This is a genomic window from Microbacterium sp. LWO13-1.2 (assembly GCF_038397725.1).
Classification (GTDB): Bacteria; Actinomycetota; Actinomycetes; order Actinomycetales; family Microbacteriaceae; genus Microbacterium.
Map to the genome: position 1 here is coordinate 203826 of NZ_CP151634.1, position 14099 is coordinate 217924.

Below are 14099 nucleotides of genomic sequence, written 5' to 3' on the forward strand. Positions count from 1 at the left end.
CGACGTGTGTAAACCCATGTGGCTGATGGGATCAGTGGGATGCCGGGATCGTGGCGAAGGCTCGCACCGGGAATGTGCCGAATCCGCGGATCGCCGGTGGCGCGGCGGTGAATCGGGCGCCTCGCGCCGGCACGTCGTCAAGACTCGTCAGGTGCTCCACCACGTGCACCCCGGCTGCGAGGAGGATCGAGTGCGCGGGCCGCGTGCCACCGCTCTCGGTGTCGTCGATGTTGAGCGAATCGATGCCCACCAGGCGGACTCCGGCGTCGACGAGGAAGCGTGCCCCTTCCTCCGTGAGAAACGGGGCGCCGTGTGCGTACTCCGGGGTGCCGAAGTGACGGCTCCAGCCGGTGTCGAGCAGTACCGCTGCGCCCCGCAGCTCGCGATCGGCCAGCGTCGCCGCACGGATACCGCGCTGTTCCGCGCTCCAGGAGTCACGCAGATGGAACACCTCTGCGGGCAAGCCGACGAGGGAGCTCAGGTCGAGCGAGGCCAGATCGCCACCCTCGGCATACCGGTGGTACGGCGAATCCAGGTAGGTGCCGGTGTTGCCGATCATCGTGATGATGTCCATCGCGAACTCGGTGCCGGGGGCGTACTTGGAACGGGAATCCTCGCGGGTCAGATGCGCGTGGATCGTCGGCGCCGGCAGCCCCGGGTACGTCACCAAGCCCGCCTCGATCGGATGGCTGCAATCGATGATGCGTTCGGCGACGTCGGTTCCGGCATCCGCCTCCACGCCGCGGCTTCCCCGGTGGGGTTCTTCGACGATGCGCAGATCGCGCAGGACCACCTCGCTGACCAGGGCGAGCCCGAGGTGCCGGACCAGGAGCCTGCCGACCTCGGCATCCGTCATGTCGGCGTGGGGCAGATCGAGCCGGAAGCCTTCGCCGCTGATCCCTCCCCCGTTCGCGAACGAGATCGAGAAGTCGAAATGTGCCCGATAGTCGGCTGCCGCAGTAGTCATCCCCACATCATGGCAAACCCGCACCAGCGAGTGGGGTCGGATCAGACCGGCTTCTTCGCCTTCGCCAGACGCTCGCCCGCCTCGCGCAGCGACTGCCTCTCGAGTTTGCGAGCGGCGCGCAGCGCCTTCTCCGCCTCGCGCACCGCCTTTCGCGCCTCACGCAGCCGCCGGTCACCGGCGAGTTCGGCGGGCTCGACATCGACCCACTCCGACTCGCCCCTGTGCGGCTCCCCGCGGTCGAGCCCCGCGATGTACGCCTCGACGCCGTCGAGGATCCGTTCCAGGCCGAAGCGGAAGGGATCAGCGGTGGAGACGAAGACACCGTCGTCGATCGCGTGCCGAAGCGCGGGGTAGGCGTCGGCGGTGATCACCCGATCGAAGAGGGCCGCCTCGCGAGCCGAGACCTCGTCGGGCGAGAGACCGCTGCTTCGCGCCGAATCCGAGTACCCGGCGAGCACTGTTCCGTACCAGCGCGCGTGCCCGGTGACCGAAAGCGCGACGGCCACGCGTTCCTCCGCGGTGAGCGGCGTCGGCTCGAGAGCTGCGAGGCCCGCATCGAGCCAGGACGAGCTGTTCGGTGTGATCGGGGATCCTGAGATCGGCAGCGACAGCATCCACGGATGCCGCAGGTAAACAAGAACCTGCGCCTCGAAGAGCGCGCGCAGCTGGGCCTGCCAGCCATCCAGATCCTGGTGGCTCTCCGGCGGGAGGCCGGTCGCTTCCTCCTGCATCAGCAGCAGGAGATCATCCTTCGCGCTGACGTACCGGTACAACGACATCGGCGTGAAGCCGAGTTTCGACGCGACCGCGGCCATCGAGACCGCGCCGAGGCCCTCGGCGTCGGCCAGCTCGACCGCGGCGTCGACGATGCGCTCGACGCTCATCTCGCGTTTGGGTCCGCGCTGCGGATTGGCAGCCACACCCCAGGCCAATGCGATGCCCCGCGGCAGCTCGGGCGGTTCCTGCTCAGTCATGCCTTCATCGTACTTCTGTTTATTAAGTAAACAGTGTGTTATGGTCATACACAGTTGCTATACGTACTACACAGTTTTCCTCATACACAGAAAGGACTCACGATGACGACAGCAATCGACGCACGGGGGCTGCGCCAGAGCTTCGGCAGCCGGACCGTGATCGACGGCCTGGATCTCACCGTCTCCCGCGGCGAGGTGTTCGCACTGCTCGGGCCCAATGGCGCGGGCAAGACGACGATCATCAACATCCTCACCACGCTCACGCAGGCGGATGCCGGAACGGCGAGCGTCGCCGGCTTCGACGTGCGCACGCACTCCGTGCAGGTGCAGCAGCGGATCAGCCTGACCGGGCAGTCCGCCGCCGTCGACGATGCACTCACCGCCACCGAGAACGTCGTGATGTTCGCGCGGCTGGCCGGACTCAGCAGGGCCGCCTCCGTGCGGCGAGCATCCGATCTGATCGAGCAGTTCGATCTGACGGATGCCGCATCGCGAATCGTCCGCACGTTCTCGGGAGGCATGCGTCGACGTCTCGACCTGGCGTTGAGCTTCGTCGTGACGCCGGAGGTCCTGTTCCTCGACGAGCCGACCACCGGACTGGACACACGAAGTCGACGTGACCTCTGGGACATCATCCGCTCGCTCGCCGCGTCCGGGACGACCGTCTTCCTCACGACGCAGTATCTCGAGGAGGCCGACCAGCTGGCCGACCGGATCGCGGTGCTGCACGACGGTCGCATCGCGGCGCTCGGCACAGCCGCCGAGCTGAAGTCCCGCATCGGCGGCGAGACCGTCGAACTCCACGACAGCCACGGCGACCTGCTCCGAGAGCTCCCGACCGACGGAACCGTCGCAGGCCTCCGGCGAGCACTGGATCAGCTCGACGAGGAGGGCGCAGACGGCGCCGTCACGCTGCGTCGCCCCACTCTCGATGACGTCTTCCTCGCCGTCACCGCCCGCACAACTGAGCACTCGACCGTGAAGGAGTCCGCATGAACATCGCCATCGCCCCATCGTTGCCTCACGCCACCGCATCCGTCCGACCCCGCCTCCGCGGTGCCACCGCCGAGATGGTCTTCGTCGGCCGGAGCCTTCGCCATTCGCTCCGCGACGGTGAGTCGCTGCTGATGGCGATCATGCTTCCCGTGATGCTCATGCTCATGTTCACCTGGGTGTTCGGCGGCGCGATCGATCCCTCCGGCGCCTACGTCGACTACGTCGTCCCAGGGATCATCCTCACCTGCGCCGGCTTCGGTGCTTCGTCCACCGCCGTCTATGTCGCCAACGACATGCGCAGCGGCATCATCGACCGCTTCCGGACGATGCCACTGCGCGCCGGCGCCGTGCTCACCGGGCACGTCGTCGCGAGCGTGCTGCGCAACCTCGTCGCAACGGCGATCGTGATCGGAGTCGGGATCCTCGTCGGCTTCCGCCCCACCGCCACCCTCATCGAATGGATCGGGATGACGGCGATGATCGCGCTCTACATCCTCGCGATCACCTACCTGTTCGCCGCGATCGGACTCGCCGCAGGCAGCCCGGAGGGAGCGAACGGCTACGGGTTCGTGCTGCTCTTCCTCCCGTATCTCTCTAGCGCTTTCGTGCCGGTGGCGAGCATGCCGGAGTGGTTGCAGCCCGTCGCCGCGAACCAGCCGATCACACCGATCGTCGAGACGATCCGCGGACTGCTGATGGATGCTCCGCTCAGCACGGAGCCGCTGTGGGCTGTCGGCTGGTGCCTGGCGATCCTGGCCGTGGCGGTCGTCTGGGGCGCGTGGCTGTTCCGACGCAAGGCTGCCCGGCGCTGAGCCTCAAGGCGCCTGGGCGTCGCAGGACGCGACGCTCAACGGCGGCTGATCAGGCGCCGAGCCTCTTCAACGCCGACGTGACCACGTGCTTGGCGGAGGCGGCGGCGCGGCCGACGACCTCCGCCGCATGTGCGGCGCCATCGGGCAGCGGCAGCGCCGAGTAGTCGAAGTCGGGTGCGCTGTCGCCGAACGCGTCGACGAGGAACGGCACCAGCCAGTCGTCCACGACCTCGAGCGGATTGACCTCGAGGCTGTAGAAACGCCGCTGGCCGTCTTCTCGCACAGTCACGAGCTCCGCGTCACGGAGCACCTTCAGGTGTTTGGAGACCGTCGGCTGGCTGATGCCGAGTTCGGCGACGATCTGACTCACGCTGGTTCCGGCATCCCCATCAGTGGTGCGTTGCAGCAGGAGCTGGAGGATGTCGCGCCTCGTGCCGTCTGCAATCACGTCGAAGATGTCCGTCATGTGATCAGGGTAGTCGTCCCAGCCACGGAGTACCATGACGAAGGCTCGACGAGAGGCGTCGTGCGGCCGTCTGGACGACGGGCACCGGTGATGAAAAGGGGGACGCGATGTCGAGCATCGTGTCTGCATCGTCTCCGGCGGAGCGCCTCAAGAGCGCGGGGGCCTGGTTCAAACGCCTCATCACCTCCTCGCCGTCACGCTTTGCGATCATCATCTTCGCCCTGCTGATCCTCGTCTTCACCGTGCTGCTGTCGCTTCCGATCGCGTCGGCGAACCGCACGGTCACGCCCCTCGCCGACGCGCTCTTCACCGCCGTCTCCACGATCTGCGTGACCGGCCTCTCGACGGTCGACATGGCGACGCACTGGTCGCCCTTCGGCCATGTGGTGGTCTTCGTCGGCGTGAACATCGGCGCTCTGGGCGTGCTCACGCTCGCCTCCCTGATGGGCATGCTGATCTCCAAGCGGCTGGGGCTGCGCGCGAAGCTCATGGCGGCGGGCGATACAAACCCGCTTCGGGCGCACGGCGGGCCGGTCAACGAGAGCCAGACCGTGCGGCTCGGCGAGGTCGGCCAGCTGCTGACGACCGTTGCACTGTCCACGCTCATCATCGAAGGCGTCCTCGCCGTGCTGCTGTATCCGGCACTGGTAGCGGCCGGTGTCGATGCGGTCACCGCGCTCTGGGAGGCTCCCTACTTCGCAGCGATGGCCTTCACGAACACCGGGTTCGCGCCGAACGCGGGCGGGGTCGCGGTATTCGCCGACGACTATCTCGTTCTCACGCTGCTGATGGCCGGGGTGTTCCTCGGCAGCGTCGGGTTCCCGGTGATCTACTCGCTGGTCAAGCATGTCTGGCACGTGAAACGCTGGTCGCTGCATACCAAGCTCACCCTCGTCACGACGATTCTGCTGTTCGTGCTGGGAGCTGCGGTCTTCCTCATCCTCGAGTACAACAACCCGCGAACGTTCGGCTCGATGGATGCCGCTGACACGACCTTCCAGGCCTTTTTCCTCTCCGCGATGACACGCTCCGGCGGGTTCTCGGTCATCGACATCGCCGACCTCAATGGCTCGTCGCAATTGGTTGCGACCATGCTCATGTTCGTGGGCGGCGGCTCCGCCTCCACTGCCGGTGGAATCAAGGTCACCACGCTCGCCGTCCTGGCCATCGCCGTGTGGTCGGAGGCGAAAGGTCGCCAGGCTGTCGAGGTGTTCGGCCGCCGCATCCCGAGCGACGTGCAGCGCGTCGCGCTCAGCGTCGTCGCTTGGGGCGCGACGATCGTCGCGCTCTCCACGATCGTTATCTCCCAAATCACCAAAGCGGACCTCAGCCACGTGCTGTTCGACGTCGTCTCTGCATTCGCCACCGTCGGACTCAGCTCGGGGCTCACCGCCGAGCTCCCCGACTCCGGTGCCTACGTGCTCGCCGCCACCATCTTCATGGGGCGCGTTGGTACAGTGACTCTCGCCGCGGCAGTCGCCGCGACGTCGCGATCGCAGCTGTACTCGCTGCCCGTGGAAAGGCCGATCGTTGGTTGAAGTCCTCCGGGGCGATGCGCCCGTTCTCGTGATCGGACTCGGCCGGTTCGGCGCCGCATGCGCGGGCGAACTCGACCGTCTCGGCCGCGAGGTGCTCGCGATCGACGGCAATCTCGAACTCGTCCAGAAATGGTCCGAACGCGTCACGCACACCGTGCAGACCGACGCCCGCAACTTCGACGCGCTGCGCCAGATCGGCGCAGCGGACTTCCAGGTCGCGGTCGTCGCCGTCGGCTCCTCGATCGAGGCCTCCGTGCTCATCACCGCGAATCTCGTCGACCTGAAGGTGCCGCAGATCTGGGCCAAGGCCGTCTCGCAGTCGCACGGCAAGATCCTCGCCCGCGTCGGCGCGAACCATGTCATCTACCCCGAGCGCGAGGCCGGCGAACGCGTGGCGCACCTGGTCAGCGGGCGGATGCTGGATTTCATCCGGTTCGACGACGACTTCGTGCTCGCGAAGATGTACCCGCCGAAGTTCATCCGCGGCGTGGGACTCAACGAATCCGGAGTCCGGACGAAGTACAAGGTCACCGTGGTCGGAGTGAAGAGTCCGGGCAAGCCGTTCCGCTACGCCGAGGCGAACACCATCGTCACGAACCACGACCTCATCATCGTCTCCGGCACTAACAGCGACATCGAGCGCTTCGCCGCCCTCGACCGCTGACCTCGCTTCAGGCGTCGATCTCGAGCACGATGTCGACGACATCGTCGACTCCGATGTCCTCGCGGTCCTGCAGCGCCTTCTTGATCGGCACGATGTAGCCGCCGTCCTTCGGCCAGAGCGCGGTGGTGACGGTGCTGGCACCGATGGTGACGGATGCCGGGATCATGCCCCACCCGTAGGTGACCACCGTGGACACGTCGTGGATCATCTCCGCTTCGGCGGGCGGGACCGTGACGAAATGGAACGGCGCAGGTCCGCGCCAGAACCAGATCTCGCCGGAGAAACGCAGCTGCATGGCTCAGGCCCCGGCCGCGAGCTCCTTGGCGCGGGCAAGCGCCGCGGCGGCCGCATCAGCGAACGTACCGTCGAGGTGCGCATCCTGCAGCACGGCGATCGCCCGTTCGGTCGTCCCCTTGGGACTGGTGACACGGCGGCGGAGCTCGGCCGGGTCTTCACCGGAGGCGTCGAGCAGTGCCGTCGCGCCGATGAAGGTCTGCTCCGCCATGAGGCGGGCATCTGCCTCGGAGAAGCCCATCCCGATCGCGGCCTTGGTGAACTCCTCGACGAGCAGATAGACGTATGCGGGGCCCGAGCCCGAGATCGTCGAAAGCGCGTCGATCTGCGATTCCGGCACCTCGATCACGGCGCCGACCGTCTCGAACAGACGCCGGACGAGTGCCAGGTCATCGGCGGACGCTGAGGCTCCCGCGGCGAGCCCGGTCACGCCCTTGCGCACCGTCGCCGGAGTGTTCGGCATCGAGCGGATGGCGCGCGCGTCGTCGCCGAGCGCGTCGGCGAAGGTGCGCAGGGTGACGCCCGCCGCCAGGCTCACCACGATCGCGTCGGGGGCGAGATCCGGAGCGATCTCGCGAAGCAGGTCCGGCACCATCGCCGGCTTCACACCGACGAGGATGATGCGGGCGCCGGCGACGGCATCCGCGTTGCCTTTCGGATTCTCCTCGAGCGCGATGCTGCGCACTCCTGGCAGATCGGCGAGCTCGTTCGCCTTCGACCGGGTGCGATTGGTGGCGGTGATTCCGCCATCGATCTCGATTCCGGAGGCCACGACGCCGCGAAGGATCGCGCCGCCCATGGAACCGGCGCCGAGGAAGGCGAGAGCGGGGAGAGAGGCAACCATGTCGCCATCCTATGGCGAGCGCTCGGCGGATCGACGGGGTGCGGAATTAGACTCGACACATGAGTGCATCCGGAGGCAATAAGGCCATCGTCGCGGCGTTCCTGGCGAATATGGGCATCGCACTGGCGAAGTTCGTGGCGTGGGCGCTTTCCGGTTCCGCGTCGATGCTCGCTGAGGCGGTGCACTCCCTCGCCGACTCCGGCAACCAGTTGCTCCTGTTGCTCGGTGGGCGCAAGGCGAAGCGCGAGGCCGACAAAGCCCACCCCTTCGGCTACGGCCGCGAGCGCTACGTCTACGCATTCGTCGTCTCGATCATCCTCTTCTCTGTCGGCGGACTCTTTGCCATCTACGAAGGCGTGGACAAGCTGACCAACCCGCACGAGCTGGATCCGGCGTGGTGGTGGCTCCCGATCGTCGTTCTCGTCGTGGCGATCGGCCTGGAGTCGTTCTCCTTGCGCACCGCGGTCCGCGAGAGCAACCTGGTGCGGGAGAAGGGCCAGTCCTGGGTGTCATTCGTACGGCGCGCGAAGGCACCCGAGCTTCCCGTCGTGCTGCTCGAGGACATCGGGGCGCTGATTGGCCTGACCTTCGCACTGCTCGGCGTCGGGCTCACGGTGATCACCCACAACCCGGTCTTCGATGCGATCGGAACGCTGATGATCGGCACCCTGCTGGTGATGATCGCGATCGTGCTCGGCATCGAGACCAAGAGCCTGCTCGTCGGCGAGGGGGCCAACGCGGGTGACCATGACCGCATCGTCGACGCGATCAACGACGGCCCTGAGGTGGAGAAGCTCATCCACATCAAGACCCTCTACCTCGGCCCGGACGAGCTCCTGGTCGCCGCGAAGGTCGCGCTCGCCTCGGACAAGAGCGTGCGTGAGGCGGCTGACGACATCAACGAGATCGAAGCACGGATCCGGGCGGCTGTGCCCGTCGCACGCGCGGTGTACATCGAGCCAGACGTCTACCGGCCGGCGATCGATCCCGAGCCGTCCACCGACGTGTTCGTGCTGAAGTCCTCGGACTGAGCTCAGCGCCGCTGCTCGAAGAAGTCGCGGAGCAGTGCGGTGGCGGCATCCGCTTCCACCCCGCCGATGACCTCGGCACGGTACGGCAGGCGGCGGTCGCGCAGGAGGTCGTACATCGATCCGGCCGCGCCGGCCTTGTCGTCCCAGGCGCCGAAGACGACGCGCCCGATCCTCGCCTGCAGGATCGCACCCGCGCACATCACGCACGGTTCGAGAGTCACGACGAGGGTGTGGCCCTCGAGATTCCATGTTCCGGCGGATGCCGCCGCCCGGCGCAGCGCCTCGACCTCGGCGTGACCGGTAGGGTCGTGCGTCGCCTCGCGTGTGTTGCGGCCCTCGGCGACGATGTGCCCGTCGCCGTCGAGGATGACGGCGCCCACGGGGATCTCATCGGCCGACGCCGCTTCCGTCGCCAGCGCGAGGGCACGCTGCATCGCACCGAGGTCGGCTGTGGTCATGCGTTGAGCCTACGACAGCGGGCGACGGTGGCCGGCTGGGTGCGAAGCATCCGATGTCGTGCGGGAGCGCACCGCGCATTAGCCTGTATTCATGCGCGTTCATGTGGCCGACCACCCCCTCATCACCCACAAGCTGTCGGTATTGCGCGATGAGCGCACTCCGTCGCCGGTGTTCCGTCAGCTGACCGAGGAGCTCGTGACGCTGCTCGCCTACGAGGCGACGCGCAACGTCAAGGTGTCGCCGATCGAGATCACGACTCCCGTGACCAAGACGATGGGCGTGAAGATCTCCGAGCCGCGGCCGATCGTCGTGCCGATTCTGCGCGCCGGACTCGGCATGCTCGAGGGCATGGTCAAGCTGCTGCCGACCGCCGAGGTCGGATTCCTCGGCATGGTGCGCGATGAGGAGACCTTCGAGCCGACGACCTACGCCGAGCGCCTGCCCGATGATCTGAGCGACCGCCAGTGCTTCGCGATCGACCCGATGCTGGCCACCGGTGGCTCATTGGGCGCGGCGATCGACTTCCTTTTCAAGCGCGGTGCGCAGGATGTCACGGCGATCTGCCTTCTCGGCACCCCCGAGGGCGTGGCCTTCATCGAGAACATGGTCGGTGACCGCGACGTCACCCTCGTGCTGGGTGCGCTCGACGAGCGACTCAACGAGAAGGGCTACATCGTGCCCGGCCTCGGCGACGCCGGCGATCGCCTGTACGGCACCGTCTGACGCCGCGCCTGCGGGCGACGTCTGACACCCTTTGCGGCAGCTCCCGACACCGGGTCGGAGCTGACTACGCGACGATGAGCCGATACGCGCGCTCGTCGCCGTGGTGCGTGAAGCCTGCCCTGCCCAGGATCGGCGCAGAGGTTGCGATGCGTCCCTTCACGAGGGCCGTCGTCGCGCCGAGTTCCGCACCGAATCGCAGTCGTTCGGCCAGTACCGCGCGGTAGGCGCCTCTGCCTCGAGCGCCCTCCAGCGTCGCTGCTCCCCACAGGCGCACGAAACCGTCGACGACCGTGCAACCGCCGGTGCTGGCCGGGGCTTCGTCGAGGCGCCCGAGCACGCGGGCTCCCCGCCCTGCGGTGAGCTCCTCGGCGATCTCGGTGAGTTCGGTGCGCAGCCCTTCGTCGTCCAGCGGCTCCTGCTCCCATACGGGCACGTTGATCGAGTCGACGTCTCGCACCTGCTCGAGGGTCTGCACGATCTCGGCGGTCGCATCGGATGGGACCTCGATCGGAGCGGCGTCGATCGAACGGGCGAGCACCGCGACGGTGTCGATGTGCTCAGCGCCGCGTCGGCGCAACTCGTCCTCGAGGTCGGGACGATCGGAGGCACTCGTCCAGAAGGTCAGACGCGACTCTCCCCACGCCCGCGTGCGCGCGACCGCATGATCGAGGACGGCTGCGGCATCCAGCAATGAGTCGACGTGCGAGCCGCGTACGCCCCCGCCCAATCGCGCCGGATAGCGCACCAGTTGAAGCTCGGTCTTCTCCTGCTCCCCACCGCGCGGGAACCAGACCCACGCGGCCGAGGCGCGGTGGATTTCGTCGATCGTATGCACAGTGCCCATCATTCCGCCGCGCCGACGAGACGCGCGAAAGCACTGAGCCGCGCCACGCCTTCTGGCGTATACGGCAGATCATCGAGCAGCGCCGGGGAGTGGATCAGGTACGCGACGCATTGCGCCCGGGAGATCGCGACGTTCAGGCGGTTCTGCAGGAGCAGGAACTCCGGTCCGCGCGGCGCATCCCTGCCGCTGGATGCCGCCAGCGACGTGATCGAGACGACGGCCTCCTTGCCCTGGAAGTTGTCGACCGTTCCGACCGGTACGCGCGGGAACCCGGCCGCGGCCAGCGCTTCGAGCACGAGCTGTTTCTGCGCGTTGTACGGGGTGACGACGATGATGTCTCCCTCGTTGAGCGGACGGCTCGTGGCGCCGGGATCGTTGTCGGTGAAGGTGCGCCCGATGAGATCGCGCACCAGGCGGACGACCTCGCCCGCTTCCTCCGGCGACTGCGTGGCGTTGCCGCGGTGCCGCAGCGGAACGACGTGGAGACCCGAATCGACGCCCTCGACGGAGCGTCGCTCGGTGCCGGGCGCGGATGCCAGCTTTCCGGCGTAGGCGAGCTTCGAGACGGGTGCGGCGATCAGCGGATGCATTCGCCACGACCGCGCCAGGAAGTAGCCGTATTCCGGTCGCACGACGGCGTCGCCGTCCATCACCCAGCCGAGCGCCGAGGTGTCGACGGGCTCGGGGTGCGCGCCCTGACTCACCTGAGGCAGTTGCTGCGGGTCACCGAGGAGCAGCAGCCGTTTCGCTCCCGCAGCGACCGCGATCGTGGACGCGAGGGAGAACTGCCCCGCCTCGTCGATGACGAGGAGATCAAGCCCCGCGCGTTCGACGCGGTTGCTGTTGCTGAAGTCCCACGCGGTGCCGCCGACGACGACGCCCTCGCCCTGATGCTCGGCCAGGAACGCCGCCATCCCACTCTTCGGGATCACCGTGTATCCGGGGTCGATCCCGGCGTCCTTCGGCGATTTGGCGACCTGCGCCGGCGAGACGCCGTCGGCGACGATCCGCTCCAGCAGCGTCTCGATGATGGCATGCGACTGCGCGACCACACCGACCTTGAAACCGTGCTCGTTCACGAGCCGTGCGATCACCTGCGAGCCGGTGTAGGTCTTACCCGTTCCCGGGGGACCCTGCACGGCGAGGTAACTGCGGTCGAGGTCGAGCACGGCACGGACGATCGCGTCGATCAGGTCGTCCTCGGCCGCGGGAAGCGGCCCTCCGGAGCGCGTCCGTGGCGGGATCCGGCGGAGGATGTCGGTCGCAGCATCTTCGGGGAAGCCCGGCGCCGCGAGATGCACGGCATCCGCCCATTCGTCGATCGCGCCCTGCAGCGATACGACCCGCGGCGGCGCCGCCGGCGTCAGCGCGAGCGGGAGTTCATCCCAGGTCTGCCCTTGGATCGCGGATTCGGCCACGACGTAGCCGTCGTCGAGCACCTCGGTCACGGTCACCGTGTGCGGCACGTGCACGGCTCGGGACGCGACCTCGGTGTCGAACGGCGCGGGCACCTCGTACAGCGCGAAGGGCTGCGCACCCTCTCCGAGAGTCGTCCCCGGCGAGACCTCTCCGCGGATCTCCACCTCGCGAGACATCACTCGTCGCCCCTCGCCGACGCTCCACTCCCGCCGCACCACGCACGAGCCCGGATCGACCCGCACGACATCGCGCGTGCCCTCCCACATCGTCACCGGCTCGCGCAGGCGCTGGAAGTGCCCGACCCAGAAGCTCTTCGCCTCGCGCGGGAAGTAGTCGATCGCCGCGGCGGCGAGGCGATGCACCTGACCGTCACCGCCGGCCTCGACAGCGCGCTCGGCGTCCGCGAGCAGCGCGACGGATCGCGGAGACGGCTCGTAGATCACCTCTTCGGCCTCGTCGGGCGGCGCCGGGTGCACGCCCTCCCGTTTCGCGATCTCGATCAGCCAGTTGCGCAGCCTCCGCGTGGAGACGCAGTCGTAGCGGTTGTAGTCGGCGAGATCGGCGAGAACCGCGTCTGCCTCGGTCTGCTCCCCCGCAGCCGCGAGTTCCTTGGCCGCGACGTACTGCACGATCGAGTCGTCGCCCTTCTGCACATCGCTGGTGCGCACGTCATCACCCATGTACAGCGGCTCGAGCTTCTTGATCGAATACGACCTCGACCCCACGCGGACCGTCCGCAGCACGAGTGGATACAGATCGACGAACACGCCTTCGCGGAGCAGCCGATCGACCTCGCCCTCGCGCACGCCGTGGCGCGCGGCCATCGCGACAAGGTGCGAGGTCTCGTACGGGGCGTAGTGGTAGATGTGCATACCGGGGTGGGCGGCCCGACGGGCATTCACGAAGTCGAGGAAGGTCTCCAGGGCGCGCCGCTCATCGGCGAAGGTGTGCGCCCACAGGGGCGTGTACTGATCGGCGTTGTCGACCCAGCCGAACAGATAGTCGATCCCCCACTGCGCGTCGCCGTCCGGAGCCGGCTCCGTGTACAACGGGTCGCCCTCGAAGTCGAAGAAGATGTCACCGTGGCTGGGCACCGGGAGCGTGTGGATGGCCGCCGCGTAGTGCACGTCGTAGGTCGCGACGCCCTCCACGTCGGCGCGGATCTGCAGCCGTGCCTGTGCACGGAGGGTCTCGAAGGTATCGGCGTTCATCCCGTCGGGGACGCCCGACGCTGCGGCGAGATCGTCGATCGTCTCGATGCCGGCGGTCCGGAGTCGAGCGCGCTGCACCGGGCGCATCCGCGCGACCATGAGCAGGTCGCGGTGGGCGATCACCTGCTCCTCGCACGTGGCGCAGCGCCCGCAGGCCACGATCTCGAGGTCGCCGCGGTCGTCGCCCCAGCCGAGTGGCGCTCCGCTGTCTCCGTCTTCGATGCGACGGTCGGCGATGAGCGCCCGCAGTCGGGCGCGACGCACCTGGAACAGCGGCAGGAGGTGGTCGACCGCGTGCGTGCTGAGGCTGCCGTCGCCGAGGATCAGGTCGACTTCATCGGATCGGGGCACCCCGAGGCGGTCGAGCTGATCGACATATGCCGCAAGCTGCATGAGCGCGGTCACCCGCGCCTTGCGGGCGAGTTTCGAGTCCTGGACACGCCAGCGCCCGTCATCGTCGCGGCGCAGGAAATCGGCGAAACCGACGAACTCGGGAGTGGCGAAGGCGGCCTGGAACACCACCAGCGCCTCGGAGCGCAGAGCCTGCCCCGTCTCGGCGACGGCGGCGGCCAAGGCCGCAGCGTCTACCGACGAGACCTTGTCGACGCGATGCACTCGCGCGTCACCGAGGTCGTCGATGTAGCGCTCGAGGACGTTCTGCTCGTGCACATCGCCGAGCCTCGCGGCTCGGGCGAGCGTGGCATCCACAGGCTCCTCGACGGCCGGAACCCTGCCCAGCTTCGCGTCGAGGGCGCGGCACCACGCGAACTCGCATTCGGCGGCCGCCTTGAGGTCGCTCGCGCTCCAGATGACGCGCTGCGCCTGAGTGTCGATCCGCACGATGCTCCCGTTCCCTC

Annotated in this window: 14 protein-coding genes; 6 read left to right on the top strand and 8 right to left on the bottom strand. The window is 67.8% G+C overall.

Annotated features, from left to right (window positions below):
* Positions 1-31: 31 nt before the first annotated feature.
* Together MRBLWO13_RS00965 and MRBLWO13_RS00970 are read right to left on the bottom strand one after the other, a co-directional pair.
* Entirely contained in the window at positions 32-967 is a 936-nt protein-coding gene (locus MRBLWO13_RS00965) for a cyclase family protein (protein WP_341975888.1), read from the bottom strand.
* Between the two features lie 41 nt (positions 968-1008).
* Positions 1009-1941, bottom strand: coding sequence for a TetR/AcrR family transcriptional regulator (locus MRBLWO13_RS00970; protein ID WP_341975889.1), 933 nt, complete (start codon positions 1939-1941; stop codon positions 1009-1011).
* A gap of 102 nt (positions 1942-2043) precedes the next feature.
* Here MRBLWO13_RS00970 and MRBLWO13_RS00975 point away from each other — a divergent pair, with 102 nt between their 5' ends.
* A complete protein-coding gene (locus MRBLWO13_RS00975) occupies positions 2044-2937 on the top strand; it encodes an ATP-binding cassette domain-containing protein (RefSeq protein WP_341975890.1) in 894 nt (297 codons plus the stop codon).
* Positions 2934-3749: an ABC transporter permease gene (locus tag MRBLWO13_RS00980; protein ID WP_341975891.1), complete on the top strand. Its 816-nt coding sequence runs from the start codon at positions 2934-2936 to the stop codon at positions 3747-3749. Before MRBLWO13_RS00975 ends, MRBLWO13_RS00980 begins: the two co-directional genes overlap by 4 nt.
* A 49-nt stretch (positions 3750-3798) precedes the next feature.
* Here MRBLWO13_RS00980 and MRBLWO13_RS00985 read toward each other — a convergent pair whose 3' ends face one another.
* On the bottom strand, positions 3799-4215 hold the full coding sequence (locus tag MRBLWO13_RS00985; RefSeq protein ID WP_341975892.1) for a metalloregulator ArsR/SmtB family transcription factor: 417 nt from the start codon (positions 4213-4215) through the stop codon (positions 3799-3801).
* Positions 4216-4322: 107 nt separating this feature from the next.
* On the opposite strand from MRBLWO13_RS00985, the gene MRBLWO13_RS00990 reads away from it, so the two are divergent.
* Positions 4323-5753 carry a potassium transporter TrkG gene (locus tag MRBLWO13_RS00990; protein WP_341975893.1) on the top strand — a complete coding sequence of 477 codons (1431 nt, stop codon included), beginning with the start codon at positions 4323-4325 and terminating at the stop codon, positions 5751-5753.
* Positions 5746-6417 carry a TrkA family potassium uptake protein gene (locus MRBLWO13_RS00995; protein ID WP_341975894.1) on the top strand — a complete coding sequence of 224 codons (672 nt, stop codon included), beginning with the start codon at positions 5746-5748 and terminating at the stop codon, positions 6415-6417. Before MRBLWO13_RS00990 ends, MRBLWO13_RS00995 begins: the two co-directional genes overlap by 8 nt.
* 7 nt (positions 6418-6424) lie before the next feature.
* Here MRBLWO13_RS00995 and MRBLWO13_RS01000 read toward each other — a convergent pair whose 3' ends face one another.
* Together MRBLWO13_RS01000 and proC are read right to left on the bottom strand one after the other, a co-directional pair.
* On the bottom strand, positions 6425-6712 hold the full coding sequence (locus MRBLWO13_RS01000) for a DUF1905 domain-containing protein (RefSeq protein WP_341975895.1): 288 nt from the start codon (positions 6710-6712) through the stop codon (positions 6425-6427).
* Positions 6713-6715: 3 nt separating this feature from the next.
* Positions 6716-7555: a pyrroline-5-carboxylate reductase gene (gene proC / locus MRBLWO13_RS01005; protein WP_341975896.1), complete on the bottom strand. Its 840-nt coding sequence runs from the start codon at positions 7553-7555 to the stop codon at positions 6716-6718.
* Positions 7556-7614: 59 nt separating this feature from the next.
* On the opposite strand from proC, the gene MRBLWO13_RS01010 reads away from it, so the two are divergent.
* Positions 7615-8586 (top strand): cation diffusion facilitator family transporter, encoded by a 972-nt coding sequence (locus tag MRBLWO13_RS01010; RefSeq protein ID WP_341975897.1) that lies wholly within the window; start codon positions 7615-7617, stop codon positions 8584-8586.
* Positions 8587-8588: 2 nt separating this feature from the next.
* Here MRBLWO13_RS01010 and tadA read toward each other — a convergent pair whose 3' ends face one another.
* The gene (gene tadA, locus MRBLWO13_RS01015) at positions 8589-9044 is read right to left on the bottom strand and encodes a tRNA adenosine(34) deaminase TadA (protein ID WP_341975898.1); all 456 of its coding nucleotides are present in this window, start codon (positions 9042-9044) and stop codon (positions 8589-8591) included.
* Between the two features lie 91 nt (positions 9045-9135).
* Between tadA and upp the strand changes: the two genes are divergently transcribed.
* A complete protein-coding gene (gene upp, locus MRBLWO13_RS01020) occupies positions 9136-9768 on the top strand; it encodes a uracil phosphoribosyltransferase (RefSeq protein WP_341975899.1) in 633 nt (210 codons plus the stop codon).
* Between the two features lie 64 nt (positions 9769-9832).
* Here upp and MRBLWO13_RS01025 read toward each other — a convergent pair whose 3' ends face one another.
* Together MRBLWO13_RS01025 and MRBLWO13_RS01030 are read right to left on the bottom strand one after the other, a co-directional pair.
* A complete protein-coding gene (locus MRBLWO13_RS01025; protein WP_341975900.1) occupies positions 9833-10612 on the bottom strand; it encodes a hypothetical protein in 780 nt (259 codons plus the stop codon).
* Entirely contained in the window at positions 10612-14082 is a 3471-nt protein-coding gene (locus tag MRBLWO13_RS01030) for a TM0106 family RecB-like putative nuclease (RefSeq protein ID WP_341975901.1), read from the bottom strand. The genes MRBLWO13_RS01025 and MRBLWO13_RS01030 overlap by 1 nt, the downstream gene beginning before the upstream one ends.
* Positions 14083-14099 lie beyond the last annotated feature (17 nt).